The organism is Acinetobacter sp. ANC 4973, from assembly GCF_002135275.1.
GTDB lineage: Bacteria > Pseudomonadota > Gammaproteobacteria > Pseudomonadales > Moraxellaceae > Acinetobacter > Acinetobacter kyonggiensis.
In genome coordinates this window covers 487,092-506,262 of record NZ_NEGM01000001.1, presented here as the reverse complement: position 1 = coordinate 506,262, position 19,171 = coordinate 487,092, and the positions used below count along the sequence as shown (strand labels likewise).

At 38.7% G+C, this 19,171-nt stretch carries 11 protein-coding genes and 1 CRISPR repeat array; of the genes, 8 read left to right on the top strand and 3 right to left on the bottom strand.

Translation table 11 applies throughout. The annotated features are described in order from the left end of the window. Positions 1-130: 130 nt before the first annotated feature. Both B9T30_RS02510 and B9T30_RS02505 read right to left on the bottom strand, forming a co-directional pair. Positions 131-718 carry a 5-formyltetrahydrofolate cyclo-ligase gene (locus B9T30_RS02510; RefSeq protein ID WP_086183628.1) on the bottom strand — a complete coding sequence of 196 codons (588 nt, stop codon included), beginning with the start codon at positions 716-718 and terminating at the stop codon, positions 131-133. A 49-nt stretch (positions 719-767) separates the two neighbouring features. After that, positions 768-1,148 carry a MerR family transcriptional regulator gene (locus B9T30_RS02505; RefSeq protein ID WP_086183627.1) on the bottom strand — a complete coding sequence of 127 codons (381 nt, stop codon included), beginning with the start codon at positions 1,146-1,148 and terminating at the stop codon, positions 768-770. 84 nt (positions 1,149-1,232) lie between these two features. Between B9T30_RS02505 and B9T30_RS02500 the strand changes: the two genes are divergently transcribed. The 8 genes from B9T30_RS02500 (at position 1,233) to cas6f (ending at position 14,778) form a co-directional block, all read left to right on the top strand. Continuing rightward, the gene (locus B9T30_RS02500) at positions 1,233-4,103 is read left to right on the top strand and encodes a heavy metal translocating P-type ATPase (RefSeq protein WP_086183626.1); all 2,871 of its coding nucleotides are present in this window, start codon (positions 1,233-1,235) and stop codon (positions 4,101-4,103) included. A 566-nt stretch (positions 4,104-4,669) separates the two neighbouring features. Beyond that, entirely contained in the window at positions 4,670-6,370 is a 1,701-nt protein-coding gene (locus B9T30_RS02495; RefSeq protein WP_086183625.1) for an NAD-dependent malic enzyme, read from the top strand. 278 nt (positions 6,371-6,648) lie between these two features. Further along, the gene (gene cas1f / locus B9T30_RS02490; RefSeq protein WP_086183624.1) at positions 6,649-7,608 is read left to right on the top strand and encodes a type I-F CRISPR-associated endonuclease Cas1f; all 960 of its coding nucleotides are present in this window, start codon (positions 6,649-6,651) and stop codon (positions 7,606-7,608) included. Beyond that, complete coding sequence (cas3f, locus tag B9T30_RS02485; protein ID WP_086183623.1) at positions 7,605-10,994, top strand: type I-F CRISPR-associated helicase Cas3f; 3,390 nt, start codon at positions 7,605-7,607, stop codon at positions 10,992-10,994. The genes cas1f and cas3f overlap by 4 nt, the downstream gene beginning before the upstream one ends. Before the next feature lie 18 nt (positions 10,995-11,012). Continuing rightward, positions 11,013-12,263: a type I-F CRISPR-associated protein Csy1 gene (gene csy1, locus B9T30_RS02480; protein ID WP_086183622.1), complete on the top strand. Its 1,251-nt coding sequence runs from the start codon at positions 11,013-11,015 to the stop codon at positions 12,261-12,263. Continuing rightward, the gene (gene csy2, locus B9T30_RS02475) at positions 12,263-13,153 is read left to right on the top strand and encodes a type I-F CRISPR-associated protein Csy2 (protein WP_086183621.1); all 891 of its coding nucleotides are present in this window, start codon (positions 12,263-12,265) and stop codon (positions 13,151-13,153) included. Before csy1 ends, csy2 begins: the two co-directional genes overlap by 1 nt. Positions 13,154-13,177: 24 nt before the next feature. Next, positions 13,178-14,188, top strand: a complete 1,011-nt coding sequence (gene csy3, locus B9T30_RS02470) for a type I-F CRISPR-associated protein Csy3 (RefSeq protein ID WP_086183620.1) — start codon at positions 13,178-13,180, stop codon at positions 14,186-14,188. 2 nt (positions 14,189-14,190) lie between these two features. Then, on the top strand, positions 14,191-14,778 hold the full coding sequence (gene cas6f / locus B9T30_RS02465; protein ID WP_086183619.1) for a type I-F CRISPR-associated endoribonuclease Cas6/Csy4: 588 nt from the start codon (positions 14,191-14,193) through the stop codon (positions 14,776-14,778). A gap of 131 nt (positions 14,779-14,909) precedes the next feature. Beyond that, a CRISPR array of direct repeats spans positions 14,910-18,885; the repeat unit is 28 nt; unit sequence GTTCACTGCCATGTAGGCAGCTTAGAAA. Between the two features lie 153 nt (positions 18,886-19,038). On the opposite strand, the gene B9T30_RS02460 is transcribed toward cas6f, so the two are convergent. Beyond that, a complete protein-coding gene (locus B9T30_RS02460) occupies positions 19,039-19,161 on the bottom strand; it encodes a hypothetical protein (RefSeq protein WP_086183618.1) in 123 nt (40 codons plus the stop codon). Positions 19,162-19,171: the final 10 nt, after the last annotated feature.

Genomic DNA, 19,171 nt, shown 5'->3' with positions numbered 1-19,171 from the left:
TAACAATGGTGTTGCCATATTTTTATAGTGATGTGTATTTCAAAAATTACAAGGGGAGCTGCACATAAATTGTATGATAAATACTTAAATAATTGATTTAATGCTTATAACAACAGTCAAAAATGCCAAATTAACGTTTAAATAACCGCATGTGTAAGGGCGTGATAAGTACATCGAGTGGCTGATCCCAAACCTGACGGGGAAGTCGCTCTTGCACCAGTTGAAAGTCATGTGCAATGCCTAAGCGCAAAGGCTTGTTTGGCGCACTGGCAAGGGTTTTATCATAAAAACCGCCACCCATTCCAATGCGTGTCCCGTAAACATCACATGCCAGTAAAGGCATGATTAGCACATCCAGTTTTGAGACATGCATTGCACGGCTTGCCATCGGTTCCTGCATGCCAAGAGGATGATGTGAAAAGCGTTTGTTGCGATATTGTTGTTTTGAAATTTTGACCCAGTGCAATTGCTGATTCATGGTGCAAATCATGGGTAAATAGACCTGTTTATGCTGTGCGAAGCAATATTCAATCATGTGCTGGGTCTGAATTTCACCAAAAGCATGTAAATAAATACCGACGCGCTTTGCCTGTTGTAGCTGTGGAAAATGACGTAAGCGATGCAAAATTTGGCTGGAGGAAGATTGTTGTTGGAATTTATCGACTTGTTTGCGCTTGGTTTTAAGTTGTTGTCGTAGTGATTTTAAGTCGATAGACATAAGTCGTTGGTCCTAAACGCAAAGTTCAAGTGTAGAGTAGAGTGTAAGTTTAACTGTTTTTAAGTTCTTTCAATATTGGGCAACAGCTATTATTGGTTGTTTTACATTCATCAATCCACGTTGAAAGGCGTTGTTTTAAGCTATTGAGTTCTTGAATTCGTTGGTCAATTTTGTCCAGACGTTGTTGTATAACATGGCGAACTTGTTCACGGTCTTCAAATTGTAGCTGTAATAACTCCTGAATTTCACTGAGCTGTAAACCCGCATCTTTAGCTTTTTGAATAAAGCTTAGAGTTTCAATATCTTGGCTATTATAATAACGATAACTTTGTGTGGTTTCAGGCACACGCATTAAGCCAATGCGTTGATAATAACGAATGGTTTCGACATTGACCTGACATTGTTTAGCCAGTTTTCCAATGGTGAGCATAAAAGTATCCTCAATATGACTTGACTCTGTACCTAGGTACAGACTTTATGCTAGCACAATTGAATAATTAAATGGGTAAGTCTGATGAGTGAACAAGCTAAATCTTCTTGCTGTACAAAACAACAATCGAGTCCGGAATGGGTCAAAGTAGATCCTGTTTGCGGGATGAAAGTTACCGATTTGTCTAAACCCAATATTGACTATAAAGGGCAGCGTTATTATTTCTGTTGTAAGGGTTGTTTAAATAAATTTGAGCTAAATCCTGAACAATATCTGCTGTCAGCTGAGGGAAATGAACCGAAAAAAACCGGTTGTGGTTGTGCTCCAAAAGCTCAAACTGAAGAAAAAACGGCTTCATGCTGTGCGCCTCAAGATCAACAACCTGTAGCGCAATCATCGGGCTGTTGTGCTGGAAATAAACCGAAAACAGCAGTTCAATCCATTGAAACGGTGGTTGACCCCGTTTGTGGTATGCAGGTTAAAACCGATTCTCAATATCACAGTATTGACCAAGACCATGACTATTATTTTTGTTCTGAGCGTTGTTTAAGTAAGTTTAATATCGCACCTGAGCAATATGTGGTTTCAAAGACTCAAAGCGCTTCATGCTGTAGCACAGAAAAACCACCAGAACCGAAAAAACAGTCATCGTGTTGTGCGGGCGGTCATGCGGTGAATTCTTCAGGGCAAACAGAAATTGATCCTGTCTGTGGCATGTCGGTGGACACATCAACCAATTTAAAAACAGATTATCAAGACAAAACCTATTATTTCTGTAATCCATCTTGTTTGGATAAATTTAAACAGGATCCTGAATTTTATTTAATTCCACTCGATGAACGTCCTGTACCAGAAGGTGCGGCAGATATGGATTATACCTGTCCGATGGACCCCGAAATTGTACAAAAAGGCCCGGGAACTTGCCCGATTTGTGGTATGGCTTTAGAGCCTATGCAACCAACCTTGGATGATGCACCGAACCCTGAACTGGTGGATTTTAGCCATCGTTTTTGGCTGACTTTGCCTTTGACCTTAATTGTTTTTGTTTTGGCCATGGGTTCGCATATTCATGCCTTTATTCCACAGCATATTCAACCGTGGATTGAATTGGTGCTTTCTATTCCTGTGGTGCTTTGGGCAGGGAAACCCATTATTGAGCGTTGTTGGACATCTTATAAAACACGTAACTTAAACATGTGGAGTCTCATTGGTGTAGGGGTATTAGCGGCCTTTATTTATAGTGTGGTTGCAACTGTTTTTCCATCCCTTATTCCGATGGAAGCCAAAACAGGTCATGGCGTGGCGGTGTATTTTGAAGCAGCCTGTATGATTGTGTCTTTAAGTTTGCTTGGGCAAATGATGGAGTTGAAAGCCCGTGCCAAAACTGCTGATTCATTAAAGTCATTACTGCGATTGCAATCCAATACTGCAAAACTGGTGCAGAATGATCAAGTGGTCGAAGTTGATATTGGCATGGTGAAACAAGGCGATATTCTGCAAATTTCATCGGGTGAGCAAATTCCACTGGATGGAGTTGTGGTTGAAGGCAAAACCTATGTCGATGAAGCGATGATGACGGGTGAACCGGTTCCAGTCAAAAAAGAATTAGATGATTTAGTCATTGGCGGAACGGTGAATCAACAGGGCAGTATTCGTATTCGAACCACTGCGGTGGGTGCAAATACGACACTCGCTAAAATGATTCAAACCGTGGCAGAAGCGCAACGCTCTAAAGCACCATTACAACGACTTGCCGATGTTTTTGCTAAATATTTTGTTGTTACCGTACTTGCCATTAGTGTGCTGACCTTTATCGCTTGGATGGTCTTTGGCAATGCGCAATTTGATTTGGCATTGATGTGTGCCGTGGCTGTACTGATTATTGCTTGTCCTTGTGCTTTAGGTTTGGCAACCCCCATGTCGGTAATGGCAACCACGGGGCGAGCTGCACAAAAAGGCGTATTGTTTAAAGATGCCGAAGCGATTGAAGCATTAAGTAAAGTCAATACTTTGGTGATTGATAAAACAGGAACATTGACTGAAGGCAAGCCCAGCCTAAAAGAAATTCAGTTATTGTCCGATCAGGTGACACAAGCTCAGGCTGAACAATGGATTGCATCGATTGAACAGTATTCAAGCCATCCTATTGCACAGACTTTGACGAAATTGGTTGCGGCAACTGAACTGCTTAAAGTCAATGATTTTGAAGATGTCACGGGCTTTGGCGTAAGAGGTCAGATTCATGATCAAATGCTGTATGTCGGCAGTCAAAAGCTACTTGATCAATTGGGTTTAAACTTAGAAGCATCTGTTCAGACTCAGTTGCAACAACAACGTGCTAAAGGCAATGTGATTAGTTTCTTGGCCAATGAGCAGGATGTTTTGGCGTATATTTCGATTCATGACGCAGTTAAACCAAATGCGCATCAAGTGATAGCACAATTGATTGCCGATGGTGTGGATGTTGTCATGGCAACGGGTGATCACGAACAAAATGCAAAACTGGTGGCGGCAGAGCTGGGTATTCAGCATGTTTATGGCAACTGTACACCGACTGAAAAATTAGACATTGTGAAAAAATATCAAGCACAGGGCAAAATTGTAGCCATGGCAGGTGATGGTATAAATGATGCACCTGCACTTGCTCAAGCCAATATTGGGATTGCAATGGGCAATGGAACAGATATTGCCAAACAAACGGCACAAATTACCTTGGTAAAAGGAGATATTCGTGGTGTGGCGGATGCCATTCACATGGCAAAACTGGGTGTTAAAAATATGAAACAGAATTTGGCATTTTCATTTGTTTATAACGGCTTAGGTGTGCCTGTTGCAGCAGGTATTTTTTATCCATTGACGGGTTTGTTGTTGACACCAATGTTGGCTGCTGTTGCCATGTCACTAAGTTCATTATCCGTGGTGATTAATGCTTTGCGACTGCAAAAGTCTAAATAGCCTTAACATAGTTCTAAATAAGTTTAAACAGCTCAAATACGCTGCGATACCCAAGATAAATTTCTTGGGTATTTTTTTGGCGCAGAAAGCAGGAACTAAATGAAGTAAATAAGTTCATGATATCGGTCATAAATATGAAAAAAGTTGCTGATCAACACAGCGTATGCTGAATAAGAATAATGTCTGAAATGTCGCTGAATATAGTTTGACAGTTTTACCCTTCAATCAAATTTTAAGCATTTAAATTTAATGCACCACAATTGTGCAATTATTATAAATTTTGGAAATGTATGTAAGCAAATTTATCACCGCTTTAAATGATGATTAAAAAGATTAAAATAAACTCAAAATTTTATTAGAAAGCATCTGTTTTTTTATTCACCTAGATATATTGAATTGAAAAAGCAGATTTTTTTATCTTTATTAGATTAAAAAATTGTTTGTGTATTGGTATCAAATTTAAAAATATACCATCACGGTAAAATCGGGCTAAGCTAGTCGCTTGTGAAGATATGATATACATTTTTCTGTATACCATCTTCATGACTTTTGAAATGAGATAGGAAATGACGACAGATAACTTGGTGATTAAACAACCTTTATATATTCCTTATGCAGGAAATACGCTTTTAGAACTTCCGTTGTTAAATAAAGGCTCTGCGTTTACCGAACAAGAGCGTAGTAAATTTAATTTACATGGCTTAATTCCGCATGTTATTGAAACTATTGAGGAACAGAGCCATCGTTCATATCAGCAATATTGCTCATTTAACGATGCGATCAATAAACATATTTACTTGCGTAATATTCAAGATACCAACGAAACCCTGTTTTATCATCTACTTGAAAATCATTTAAGTGAAATGATGCCGATTATTTACACCCCAACAGTGGGTGAGGCATGTCAGCAATTTTCGGATATTTACCGCCGTCATCGTGGGATCTTCATCTCTTATCCTGATCGCGATCATATTGAAGACATTTTGCATAACGTCAATCGTAAAAACGTCAAAGTAATTGTGATTACAGATGGCGAACGTATTTTAGGTTTAGGTGATCAGGGCATCGGTGGCATGGGCATTCCGATTGGTAAGCTTTCCCTGTATACCGCTTGTGGTGGTATTAGCCCCGCGTATACCTTACCTATTACTTTGGATGTCGGCACCAATAACCAGCAGTTGTTAAATGATCCTATTTATTTAGGTTGGAATCAGCCACGCATTAGTGGTGATGAATATTATGATTTTGTCGACCATGTGATTGCAGCGATTCAGCGTCGCTGGCCAGATGCACTGATTCAGTTTGAAGATTTTGCCCAAAAAAATGCCATGCCATTGCTGAATAAGTATCGCGATAAAATTTGCTGTTTTAATGATGATATTCAAGGGACAGCAGCCGTTTCAGTGGGCAGCTTAATTGCAGCCTCACATGCAGCAGGCAAACAGCTAAAAGATCAGACTGTTGCCTTTTTAGGTGCGGGTTCGGCAGGTTGCGGTATTGCTGAACAAATTGTGGCACAAATGATGGCAGAAGGCTTAACTGAGTTCGAAGCACGTGCTCGTGTCTATATGGTCGACCGTTTCGGTTTAATTACTGAAAATCAGCCAAACTTACTAGATTTCCAAAGAAAATTAGCACAAAAACCTGAAGTGATTGCCGAGTGGGGCAATGCAGAAGGCATCATTTCTTTACTGGATGTAGTGAAAAATGCCAAACCAACGGTATTGATTGGGGTTTCAGGTCAACCGGGTTTATTTACAGAAGAAGTGATTCGCACACTGGCTGCCAACTGTGAACGTCCGATTGTTTTACCCTTATCCAACCCGACGTCACGTGTTGAAGCGGTGCCAGCGGATATTATTCAGTGGACAGAAGGTAAGGCTTTAATTGCGACGGGGAGTCCTTTTGCTCCAGTCAATTATCAGGGCAAAATTTATAACATTTCGCAATGTAATAACTCGTATATATTCCCAGGCATTGGTTTGGGTGTGATTGCGTCAGGTGCCACACGCGTGACCGACAGTATGTTAATGGCTTCAAGCAATGCCCTTGCAGATTGTTCACCGAAACTGATTGATCCCGATGCAGATTTGTTGCCCGACATTGATTCAATTCAACAGGTTTCAAGAATCATTGCTTTAAAAGTGGCTCAAGCGGCAATGCAGGCGGGTGTTGCACCGATTGTCAGTGATGAAACTTTAGCGAAAGCCATTGAAAAGCATTATTGGAAACCTGAGTACCGCAGTTATAAACGTATTACTTTTTAATATGTGAATAATCATGTATTGCCCCGAAAATCTTTTTATGTTGATCAATGAGATTTTTGGGGTAAATTTTATGATGGATAGTGTTTATATTTAAAAACTTTATCGTCATCATGAGGTATAAATTTAGCGTATTTTTTTCTTTGTAAGTGAAGTTAAATCAAATAAGAAACGGTTGAAATTACTATGTAAAAAACTTTATAAGTATTTTATTTTACTTAAAATATTTATCTAAATTATGTATATTAAATTATCTATCTAAAAATATAAAACGTATAAAAATGGAACAACTTAACCCATCAGACTTAAAAGCTATTCTTCATTCTAAACGCGCCAATGTGTATTACCTTGAACATGCACGAGTCATGCAAAAAGACGGTCGTGTTTTATATTTGACTGAAGCTAAAAATGAAAACCAATATTGGAATATCCCGATTGCCAATACCACCGTTATTTTATTGGGCACAGGTACATCTATCACTCAGGCAGCGATGCGAATGTTAGCCAGTGCTGGGGTATTGGTGGGATTTTGCGGTGGCGGTGGGACGCCACTTTTTATGGGCAGTGAAATTGAGTGGATGACACCGCAAAGTGAATATCGACCGACAGAATATATGCAGGGTTGGATGCAATTTTGGTTCGAAGATGCCAAGCGTCTAGCCGTAGCCAAACAATTTCAACAGGCTCGTATCGATTTTATACGCAAAGTTTGGGATAAAGACCGAGACTTAAAAGAACAGGGTTTTTATTTGGATGATCGGGATATTCAAACTGCACTGGATGGTTTTGAAAAGAAAATTCCCCATACTGCAAAAGTGGGTGATTTACTTTTGCATGAAGCGGCAATGACCAAACAACTTTATAAAATTGCTGCAACACGTAACAAAATGAGTTTTGAGCGCAATCGTGAACAGGGCGATTTAGCCAATGATTTTCTCAATCATGGTAATTATTTAGCCTATGGATTGGCAGCGACTACACTTTGGGTTTTAGGCATTCCACATGGTTTTGCGGTGATGCATGGTAAAACCCGTCGTGGTGCTTTGGTGTTTGATGTGGCAGATTTAATTAAGGATGCTGTGGTACTTCCGTATGCCTTTATTTGCGCAAAAGAAAAGTTAAGTGAGCAAGAGTTTAGACAACAAATACTTCAGAAGTTTACAGAGCATAAATGTTTAGATTTTATGTTTGATCAGGTGAAGGAAGCCGCTTTATCTTCTAAAAATGGAGATGAAGTATGATTGTCACCTTTGTTAGTCAGTGTGAAAAGAAAGCTTTAGCTCGAACGCGTCGTGTATTGGATGCTTTTGCTGACCGTATTGGCGATAACACTTGGCAAACGGTCATTACCGAAGATGGTCTAATTGCCGTTAAAAAATTATTACGCAAAACTGTGACTAAAAGTACAGCAGTCAGTTGTCACTGGATTCGGGGCAGGCGTAGAAGTGAGTTGCTGTGGATTGTGGGGAATCGGAATAAGTTTAATGCGCAGGGGATTGTACCTGTGAATACAACAAAGAAAAGTTTGGCACAAAATAAATGGGAGAATGATTGGCATTATTTGCCTTTAATAAAAGCATTGGTGGCAGTTTCTGCTTTACTACATGACTGGGGAAAAGCAACAGTTTTATTCCAAGAAAAACTAAACTCAACGAGTAAGAATAGTAAAAAGGGTGATCCATTGCGACACGAATGGATCTCATGTCTCTTACTTAATGCTTTAGTACAACATTCCGGTGATATTGAAAATGATGAAGCATGGCTAAATTTATTACTTCAACAGAGCTGGAGTGAAGATGCATTAAAACAAACCATTACGCAAAATTTAGATCAGTCCAAAGCTTTAGATCAACTACCGCCTATGGCGCAATTGGTTTCTTGGTTGATCGTTTCCCATCACCGTTTACCCGATTTAAAAGAAGAAGATCGTCGAAAAGCTTATGCATGTACTCCAAAAGAAACACTTTCAAGTTTATTAAAAAGTATTGGTGCGGATTGGGGATATCAAAATAAATTTGAAGAAAATGATTATAAGCTACGTTTAAAGCAATGTTTTGAGTTTGAGCAAGGTTTACTGAGTCAGTCTACAGAGTGGACAAAACAAGTCAAAAAATGGTCTGGGCGTTTATTACAGGAATTAGTTCATACAGAACAAATTTTTGCCGATGGTAGTTGGCGGGTCATATTGCATCATGCGCGTTTATGTTTGATGTTAGGCGATCATTATTATTCATCTTGTGATGCAGATAAAACATGGAAAACCAAACTCACCTTGATTGCTAACACGGATCAAAAGACGAAGCAGCCAAAACAGTTCTTAGATGAACATTTGGTCAATGTGAGTAAAAATGCCTTATTGGTGAGTCAATCTTTAAGTCGTTTGGCTGAAGATATGGAACCTGCTTACGATATTCAAAAACTAAAAAAGAAAAGTCCAGATGGTTTTGAATGGCAAGATCAAGCAGTCAAAAGCATTCAGCAATTTGTGCAAAAGAATGAGGGCGCTGAAAAACAGGGTTGGTTTATTGTCAATATGGCAAGTACAGGTAAAGGTAAAACCATTGCCAATGCCAAAATTATGCAGGCCCTTTCACCGAATGCTGATTCACTACGTTATATCCTTGCTTTAGGTTTAAGAACCTTAACTCTACAAACAGGTGATTCTTATCGTAATGATATTGGTTTGGGCAATGATGAGCTTGCAGTCTTGATTGGATCTAAAGCGGTTCAGGAGTTACACCATCAAAATACGCAACAGAAAGATGAAATAGAAAATGATTTTGCCGAGATAGGCTCAGAATCTTTAGAACAACTATTAGATAACGAACTTGATTATGAGTCGATGCCACAAGCCGATTTTATGAATGCGTTATTTCCACAAAATCAAGCGGAGCGAAATAAAGCATTTTTATATAAACCTGTTTTGGCTTGTACCATTGATCATATTATGTCTGCCACCGAGACCAAACGCGGCGGAAAATATATTTTGCCATGTTTAAGGTTGTTGTCTTCAGATTTAGTGATTGATGAAGTTGATGATTTTAATGGGCAAGATTTAATAGCAATTACTCGATTAGTGCATTTAACAGGAATGTTGGGACGTAAGGTGATGATTTCATCTGCGACGATTCCACCTGCATTGGCAGAAGGGTTTTTCAATGCTTATCAGCAAGGGTGGCAACTGTATTGTGCTTTTAAAAAGTTAAAAAATACTGATGTTATTAGTATGTGGGTAGATGAGTTCAAAGCACCAATACACATGATTCCATTGGAAAATAATCATAATATTATTTTGGATTATGAAAAGGCACATGAAAAATTTGTACAAATTCGTACCAAATTTTTACTAGAACAAGTGGTGAAACATAAAGCATATATCATTGATTGTGCTGATTTAGTAGCAGAAAAAAACACACAGCAATTAGATGAAAGTGTGCAATCACAATATTTTGAACGTATTCAACAGCATGTAGAGAAATTACATCACGATCATTATACGATTGATGAAAAGACAGGTAAAAAAGTTTCTTTGGGAGTCATCCGTGTTGCCAATATTCCACCTTGTGTTGCGCTCACGCAGTATTTACTCAATGCAGAATGGTCGTCTGATGTAGCGGCTCGAACCATGGCATATCATAGCCGACAAGTTTTATTGTTGCGCAGTGAGCAGGAACATCATTTAGATATCGTTCTAAAGCGTAAAGAAAAATTTGGTGAACAACCTAAAGCATTTTCAAATCCTGTGATTCGAGAGCATTTAGATTCTACACAAGCAGACAATGTCATTTTTATTTTAGTGGCGACACCTGTGGAAGAAGTTGGACGAGACCATGATTTTGATTGGGCAATTGTTGAACCCTCTTCATATCGTTCGATTATTCAGTTGGCAGGGCGGGTACTTCGGCATCGTAAATTAGAACAAGATATTGAAAAGCCGAATATTGCGTTGTTGCAATATAACTTAAAAGGTTTAAGGAAAGCTGATGTTGCTTTTGAAAAACCCGGTTTTGAAATTAATTCTGCGAAAGGTAATTTTAAATTAGACAGCAAGAATCTTGCTGAACTGTTAGATATTCAAAAAATTGAATCAGGTATTAATGCTATTCCTCGCATACAGCGTAATAATCCATTGCAACCAACTAAAAAATTAGCTGATTTAGAACATGCTGTGATGGCAGATGCTTTAACATCTTATAAAAAAGTAGGGGCACAACCTTTAAATGGTTGGCTCACGCAAAAATGGTTTTTAACGGCTTTGCCACAACGTTTTAATGCATTTAGACAAAGCTCACCGAATATTCGACTGTTTGCCGTTTGGAAAAACAACAAGCTTATCTTTTGTGAAAAAGATGATTTTGGTAAATATATTGAGCGGACAGATTTCTACAGCATTCGGCATGTTGTATTAACTGATATAGAAAAGCAGCGACTTTGGTTAAATCGGAATTACAACGACATTTTGTGTCGTATGGCAATTGAAAAAGTATCTGAAAGTGAGGATATTAATACTGATATTGAAAATTTATCAAAGCGTTACGGAGAAATAATGCTTCCTGAATATGACAGTGAAAAAAAGCTGATTTATTCAGAGCAATTGGGTTTAGTGGTTTTGAATAAAGATAAATAATAGGGGGATAAATAGATAATGACAGCAAGTATTGAAGCATTTTTAAATGAACGGAAAGAGCTGTGGCTCAAAGATCGGTTAAAGAAAGCAGAAAATGAAACGGTAATTGTTGAATTACAGCAGCAAGCCAATGAGCGGTTTAGTGTACAAGAATGGTTGTCTGATGCGGCTAAACGAGTCAGTCAACTTTCGATGGTGAGCCATCCAAGTAAATTTAGTCACCCTAGTGCGAAAACATCCAGTGTGATTGCTCAAGCAGACTATTCAGTCGACGGATATTTACGTAGTGGTAATGTGAATTATCCCTTAGATGTCTTTGGTAATGCTGCTGCAATGGATGTTTTCAAATTTTTGTCAGTCAATTTGGAAAATGGGCAGACGATTTTAGATGCCTTTGAACAACAAAATGAAGATTTAAAACAATTTATTCAACATTCCTCTTTGGATTTTGATGCTTTACGCTTAGCTTTTCTTGTGATTAAAGAAAATGATACGTCAGTAAAAACAGATCATTTAGTAAAGCAGGTCTATTTTCCTGTTGGCGGAGAAAACTACCATTTACTTTCATTACTCACACCTTCGGGATTAATCACCAAATTAAAGCAAAATATTGATGCAATACGTTTTTCAGATGCAACAAAATTGGCAAAAGAACAACGTAAAAAGAATGAACTTGATGATGTGGGTTATGCCGATATTTATGATTTAACAGTGACGGCTTATGGTGGAACACAACCACAAAATGTCAGTGTATTAAATAGTCAAAATGCAGGACGGGCGTATTTATTATCCAGTGCTCCACCTCAATTTGAAAAACGTGCTATTCGATTACCAAAAACTGATTTTTTTGCTCAATGTTTATATCGTAAAAACTTTCAGGACAGCTTTTTACAGTTACATAAATTGATGCAATTGGATGTAAATAATATTGATATTCGTACAGCAATTCGTAACATCATTCAGTTTGTGATTGATCAAGTGATGTTTCAGGCATTTAAAATTAGACAAAGCTATGCTGAAGGATGGTCGAACGAAGATTACTATGTAAGTTTGCCAAAATTACAGCGTATATGGCTAGACGATTTTTATGAAAATGAACGTGAACAAGATGATGAGTGGCGTGATGAATTGAGCCATGAAATTGCACGTTGGATTTTAAGAGGTTATGAAAAGTCTATTGAGGGTTCTTTCATGCTTGGAATGGGTGAATTGGTAAACGTCAAACAACGCGTTGATAAATCTCTACAACACACGAAGGAGTTTTTCTAATGCGTAACTTCTTACTTATTCCACATTTAAAAATTCAAAATGCCAATGCCATGAGTAGTCCATATACCATAGGCTTTCCTGCAATGACAGCATGGCTTGGTGCGGTACATGCCTTGCAACGAAAATTACAAGCTCAAGGTTACACAAAGATTGTTTTAGATAAAGTTGCGGTAAGTTGTCATCACTTTGATTTACAAACCTATAAGGGGCGAGGGGATTTTGTACATTCAATTGTAGGCACTGCAAATCCGCTTGATAAAGATGGTAATAGACCTGCTTTTATTGAAGAAGCACGTTGCCATCTTGAAGTTTCACTATTGATTGAATGTCAAAATTTAGACCCTGATGAAGAAAAACGGCTATTGGTAGATGTACAAAAATTAATTTTAAGTATGAAATTTGCCAGTGGCGATGTATTGGCAGTGAAAAATTGTAGCTTGCAATATTTTGATGAAGATAAAGACCAAAATCAGCAACTCAAGCCTCTTTTAAATAAATTAATGCTCGGTCATGTCCTTATTGAACGTCGTGACTTGGTCATTGAAAGTATGAATGAAGGCAAAGATGCCTTAGATGCTGTACTGGATTATTTAAAAGTCACGCATAGTTCCGCACAAGATGAAAATGGCAAAGTCACATGGTCATCTAAACGTAAAACCACGGGCTGGCTTGTTCCAATTGCAGTTGGTTTTCAAGGGATTTCTGAATTAGGGCAAGCAAAAAATCAGCGTGATGCAAATACACCCCATCGTTTTGCAGAAAGTGTGATTACGCTGGGTGAATTTATCATGCCTTATCGTATCGAAAGTCTAGATCAATTGTTATGGCAATATCATATTGATTTAGAAAATAATTTATACCTTTGTCAAAACTTAACAACAACGATTTAAATCATTCATTAAGGAATAAAATTCATGGCTAAAAATGAAAAAGCAGTTGCAAGTGTCTTAGCATTTGAAAAAAAATTAGTACCATCTGATGGATATTTTTATGGGACAAATTGGGAAAACCGTGCTGAACAAACAGCATTGAAGTTAATTGAAAAATCAGTACGTGGTACGATTTCAAATCGTCTCAAAGCAGCGGATGCTGATCCACTTAAATTGGATGGCAAAGTGGAAAATGCCAATTTACAAAAAGTAGATGCCTGTTCAGTGGGTGAAAATCAGGACACATTAAAAATTTCATTTAGCTTAAAAGTGCTGGGTGGGGTGGAAAAACCATCCGCTTGTAATAATGAAGCATTCTTTAAGTCTTATGAAGCCGTAGCAAAAGACTATATTCAGCAATATGGTTTTACCGAACTTGCTAAGCGTTATGCATTGAATATTGCCAATGGGCGCTTTTTATGGCGTAACCGTGTGGGGGCTGAAAAAGTTGAAGTAGTTGTCACAGTGAATGATCAACAATCAGTTAGCTTTAATGCTTTTGAATATTCACTTCATGACTTTGATACGGTTGACAGCAAAGTTCAGGCATTAGCCGATCAAATTGCTTCGGCTTTAAAGGGTGAGTTACCGTATTTACTATTAAAGGTTGAAGCGTATGCTTTGGTGGGGAAAGCACAGGAAGTTTATCCAAGCGAAGAACTTGTACTAGACAAAGGTAAAGGTGATAAAAGTAAGATTTTATATCAAGTGAATGATGTTGCTGCAATGCATTCTCAAAAGATTGGAAATGCACTACGTACTATTGATACGTGGTATCCAGAATTTGAAGATAAACAAATGACAATTGCAATTGAACCCTATGGCGCCGTGACTAATTTAGGCAAAGCATATCGTACACCAAAAGAGAAAAAAGACTTTTTTACACTCTTTGATAAATATGCTTTGGGTGAAAAGTTAGAAAATGCTGAACAGGAACACTATGTCATGGCTGTTTTAGTCCGTGGTGGTGTATTCGGTCAAAGTGCTAAGGACTAAATATGAAATATTACCAAGAAATCACGCTGATTGATCAAGCCGAGATTTCATCGTATTTCATTTGGTCAAAGCTCTATACGCAGTTGCATATTGCTTTGGCTGAAATAAAAGATACAAATAATAAGGTGAATATTGGTGTGTCTTTTCCTCAATATCGATTTAATCAGGAAAAAGGTATTGGATTTTTGGGTGAAAAGCTTCGGCTTTTTGCCCAAAATGAAGCTGATTTGAAAAAACTTGATCTTAAAAAATGGTTAGATCGATTAACTGATTATGTTCACATCACTTCTATTCGAGAAGTCCCAGAGAATATAAACGGTTACGCTATTTATAAGCGTAAGCAAGTGAAAACCAATGCTGCACGTTTGGCCCGCCATCGAGTAAAACGCGGTGATATTGGCTTTGACGAAGCTTTAGCTCGCTATAGCAATGTAGTGACAACGACGAATTTGCCATTTGTCCAAATGAAAAGTTTAACTTCAGATCAAATGTTTAAACTTTTTATAGAAAAGCAAAATGCTGAACAATCTGAAAGTCAGGTTTTTAGTACTTATGGTTTAAGTTCACAATCAAGTGTTCCTGAATTTTAACCCAATATTTTTTCATTCTTTAACAGTTTAATAAAATCAATAAGTTATAAGCGTGGGTTAAAACTTGGGTCTTTTGTAGATTATGAGTATTAACTCACTGTTATAAATTAATTTTTTGTTATAGAATTACTGTTCACTGCCATGTAGGCAGCTTAGAAATAAAACATTTTCGATACGCTCTAAACGTGAATGTTCACTGCCATGTAGGCAGCTTAGAAATTCACAACGTCACACGTATGACATTAGCGGTAGTTCACTGCCATGTAGGCAGCTTAGAAATTGTGTCTTGGCTTTCGCTACAATTCGTTGCTGTTCACTGCCATGTAGGCAGCTTAGAAAAGTGAGGAAAATCCATATTCATCACAAGGGACGTTCACTGCCATGTAGGCAGCTTAGAAAGAATTAGTACGCGAATTTTCTTTACCGCAAGAGTTCACTGCCATGTAGGCAGCTTAGAAACCCATAAATAATTCCGTCCTGTACATCTGCAAGTTCACTGCCATGTAGGCAGCTTAGAAAACTGGTACGATCACCAATATAAAGAGTTCTACGTTCACTGCCATGTAGGCAGCTTAGAAATGAATAACGTCTTTAAACTTATTTGTTATTCTGTTCACTGCCATGTAGGCAGCTTAGAAACCAGTGCTACCGAGCGCGACAGGTAAAATCGCGTTCACTGCCATGTAGGCAGCTTAGAAAGCACAATGGAATTATTTTACGTGTCAATCATGGTTCACTGCCATGTAGGCAGCTTAGAAAAACGGAATTAGGCGCGTGGGATAAAGAAAAAAGTTCACTGCCATGTAGGCAGCTTAGAAATGTTGGGGTAACTACTCCACAAATGTCGTTTAGTTCACTGCCATGTAGGCAGCTTAGAAAGATACGAAAATTGAAGTATTTCCGCATATTGAGTTCACTGCCATGTAGGCAGCTTAGAAATCATGGATTTACCAGTGGTTAAAGCATTGGGAGTTCACTGCCATGTAGGCAGCTTAGAAACCAGTCGAATTAATGGTCAAGCTCTCGGCTGTGTTCACTGCCATGTAGGCAGCTTAGAAATCTAGCATCATAGCGCGACTTGCCCCTGTGATGTTCACTGCCATGTAGGCAGCTTAGAAATCAGTTTTAAGTTTCCCAGACTTGCGATCTTTGTTCACTGCCATGTAGGCAGCTTAGAAATTGGAAATTATGCCACCTTTGGCTAAGCAATGGTTCACTGCCATGTAGGCAGCTTAGAAACGATGTTGACATTGGTCGGAGGGCTTTATAAGGTTCACTGCCATGTAGGCAGCTTAGAAAAGCAGTCAAAACCCCCGCAGTATTTGCTTTCTGTTCACTGCCATGTAGGCAGCTTAGAAATAAAACATCATCTAAATTAAATACTGTGTCATGTTCACTGCCATGTAGGCAGCTTAGAAACAAATAAATCAGGCAACGTATCGCGGTACGCAGTTCACTGCCATGTAGGCAGCTTAGAAAACTTGATGTTTTAAGTAATCCGCCCTGATCTGGTTCACTGCCATGTAGGCAGCTTAGAAATTATGAAAAAGTCAGCAATGGTGCTGGTGGTGGTTCACTGCCATGTAGGCAGCTTAGAAAGCCATGTTCAGCACTTCCCAATGGTCTTTTGTGTTCACTGCCATGTAGGCAGCTTAGAAAAATGGTAACAGTTCTAATGGGGCTTATTGGAGGTTCACTGCCATGTAGGCAGCTTAGAAAAATTTATAGTCACACCCGGTGCAACACCTACCGTTCACTGCCATGTAGGCAGCTTAGAAAAATTGATAGTCATAATGTCATTTTAAACTTTGGTTCACTGCCATGTAGGCAGCTTAGAAAGTCAAATAACAGTGGGATTGCTTCAGGTGTGAGTTCACTGCCATGTAGGCAGCTTAGAAATTTGAAATTATGCCGCCTTTGGCTAAGCAATGGTTCACTGCCATGTAGGCAGCTTAGAAACAACAGATTGACAATATGGCCAATGATTTACGTGTTCACTGCCATGTAGGCAGCTTAGAAAAGAAGAAGCAGCCGCTTTAGATATTATTTTAAGTTCACTGCCATGTAGGCAGCTTAGAAATTGCCAGCTTCATCTATTGTGACGATGTAACCGTTCACTGCCATGTAGGCAGCTTAGAAAATCAACAAATTTAAATCAACAGGAATAAAACCGTTCACTGCCATGTAGGCAGCTTAGAAATCAAACGCCTGACCAAGCCAAAGAAGGTATTGGTTCACTGCCATGTAGGCAGCTTAGAAAAGTTGAAGCCAGACGTTATCAGCCAGCATTAAGTTCACTGCCATGTAGGCAGCTTAGAAAATTAACAAATTTAAATCAACAGGAATAAAACCGTTCACTGCCATGTAGGCAGCTTAGAAACCAAGAAAAATGGGGTGAGTTTTTACCGCTTGGTTCACTGCCATGTAGGCAGCTTAGAAAGCTCCAAGATCCTGCACCATTACTTCCACCAAGTTCACTGCCATGTAGGCAGCTTAGAAAATGACCCCGCCATTAGCCTTAATAGCGGCTTCGTTCACTGCCATGTAGGCAGCTTAGAAAGTCACAAAAAACACTGATTTAGCTGCCACATCGTTCACTGCCATGTAGGCAGCTTAGAAAAACATATAAATGCAAGTTTATATGTAGATTCAGTTCACTGCCATGTAGGCAGCTTAGAAAGTTTGATGCCTGCGGTAATTGATCATAGTAATGTTCACTGCCATGTAGGCAGCTTAGAAAGCAGGGTTAATATTATACATATTAAGTAAACCGTTCACTGCCATGTAGGCAGCTTAGAAAAATAAAGTGACAATGTTAATCAACGGGTCCCGGTTCACTGCCATGTAGGCAGCTTAGAAAATTAGCGCAATCATTTTACCGACGTCTTGGCCGTTCACTGCCATGTAGGCAGCTTAGAAAATATGCGTGGCATCGAAGCCTACTGGATGGAAGTTCACTGCCATGTAGGCAGCTTAGAAAAAAGTTGTAAATCACAGTAAATTGCGTATTTTGTTCACTGCCATGTAGGCAGCTTAGAAATTGAATTTGTTGTAATTTTAAATCTACAATTAGTTCACTGCCATGTAGGCAGCTTAGAAAAATAGCAAAGTAAAGCGACGATGATAGTGACTGTTCACTGCCATGTAGGCAGCTTAGAAAACATAAAAATCACCATCGAGACTTTGAAGTTTGTTCACTGCCATGTAGGCAGCTTAGAAAACATAAAAATCACCATCGAGACTTTGAAGTTTGTTCACTGCCATGTAGGCAGCTTAGAAACGTGCCTGTTCTGCAATTTTATCAAACAATGAGTTCACTGCCATGTAGGCAGCTTAGAAATGTAGGGCAGGCTTTAAATGCTACTCAAAATAGTTCACTGCCATGTAGGCAGCTTAGAAAATCGCAATTACAAACCCCATTAGAATTAATTGGTTCACTGCCATGTAGGCAGCTTAGAAAATCATCGGCAGAAAAAGTAAACTGGCATGAAAGTTCACTGCCATGTAGGCAGCTTAGAAATAAAGTTACACAGTAACGTCCATAAATTTCACGTTCACTGCCATGTAGGCAGCTTAGAAAGGGCAATAAAAAACCCGCCTAAGCGGGTGGATGTTCACTGCCATGTAGGCAGCTTAGAAAAATATTCGCGGGGGTGACATCAAAAGTGCTTTGTTCACTGCCATGTAGGCAGCTTAGAAAATAGTGATTTCAAGCTCAACATCACGGGCTTTGTTCACTGCCATGTAGGCAGCTTAGAAAAATCACCCTATTCTCTTTAAAATTTCTTCAAGGTTCACTGCCATGTAGGCAGCTTAGAAAACAATGGACACAACAAGGCGAGGGTGTCGATAGTTCACTGCCATGTAGGCAGCTTAGAAAATCAATTCCCGCAAGTGCTATTGTAAGTATTAGTTCACTGCCATGTAGGCAGCTTAGAAAAGCTAATTTAATGGAGCCTTGCCCTGATCTGCGTTCACTGCCATGTAGGCAGCTTAGAAAATATAAGCTAATAGCTTTTGCGTTCACTGCCATGTAGGCAGCTTAGAAACAAATGGTGTGTGTAAAACGTGGTGACAAAGTTCACTGCCATGTAGGCAGCTTAGTAATTCATCAAAGCTCATGTTAGAACTTAAAGCTATCAGGAGCATTTGGAATAAGATGAATGCGTTTTACTCTAAATAGGAACAGGTCGATTCAACAATCAAAAAATTAGATTTAATAAAGCCAGTGCATGACATCTGTGCGGAATTTTTCACTTACTATATACTTTTTTGTAAAATATATTCCCAAATGAGATAACCTAAACCGAATCCAATGAATGCATAAAGTGTGATGATGAAAAATACAAAACTCGCTTTGTTTTTCTTTTTTAATGAATTCATATTGATGCCC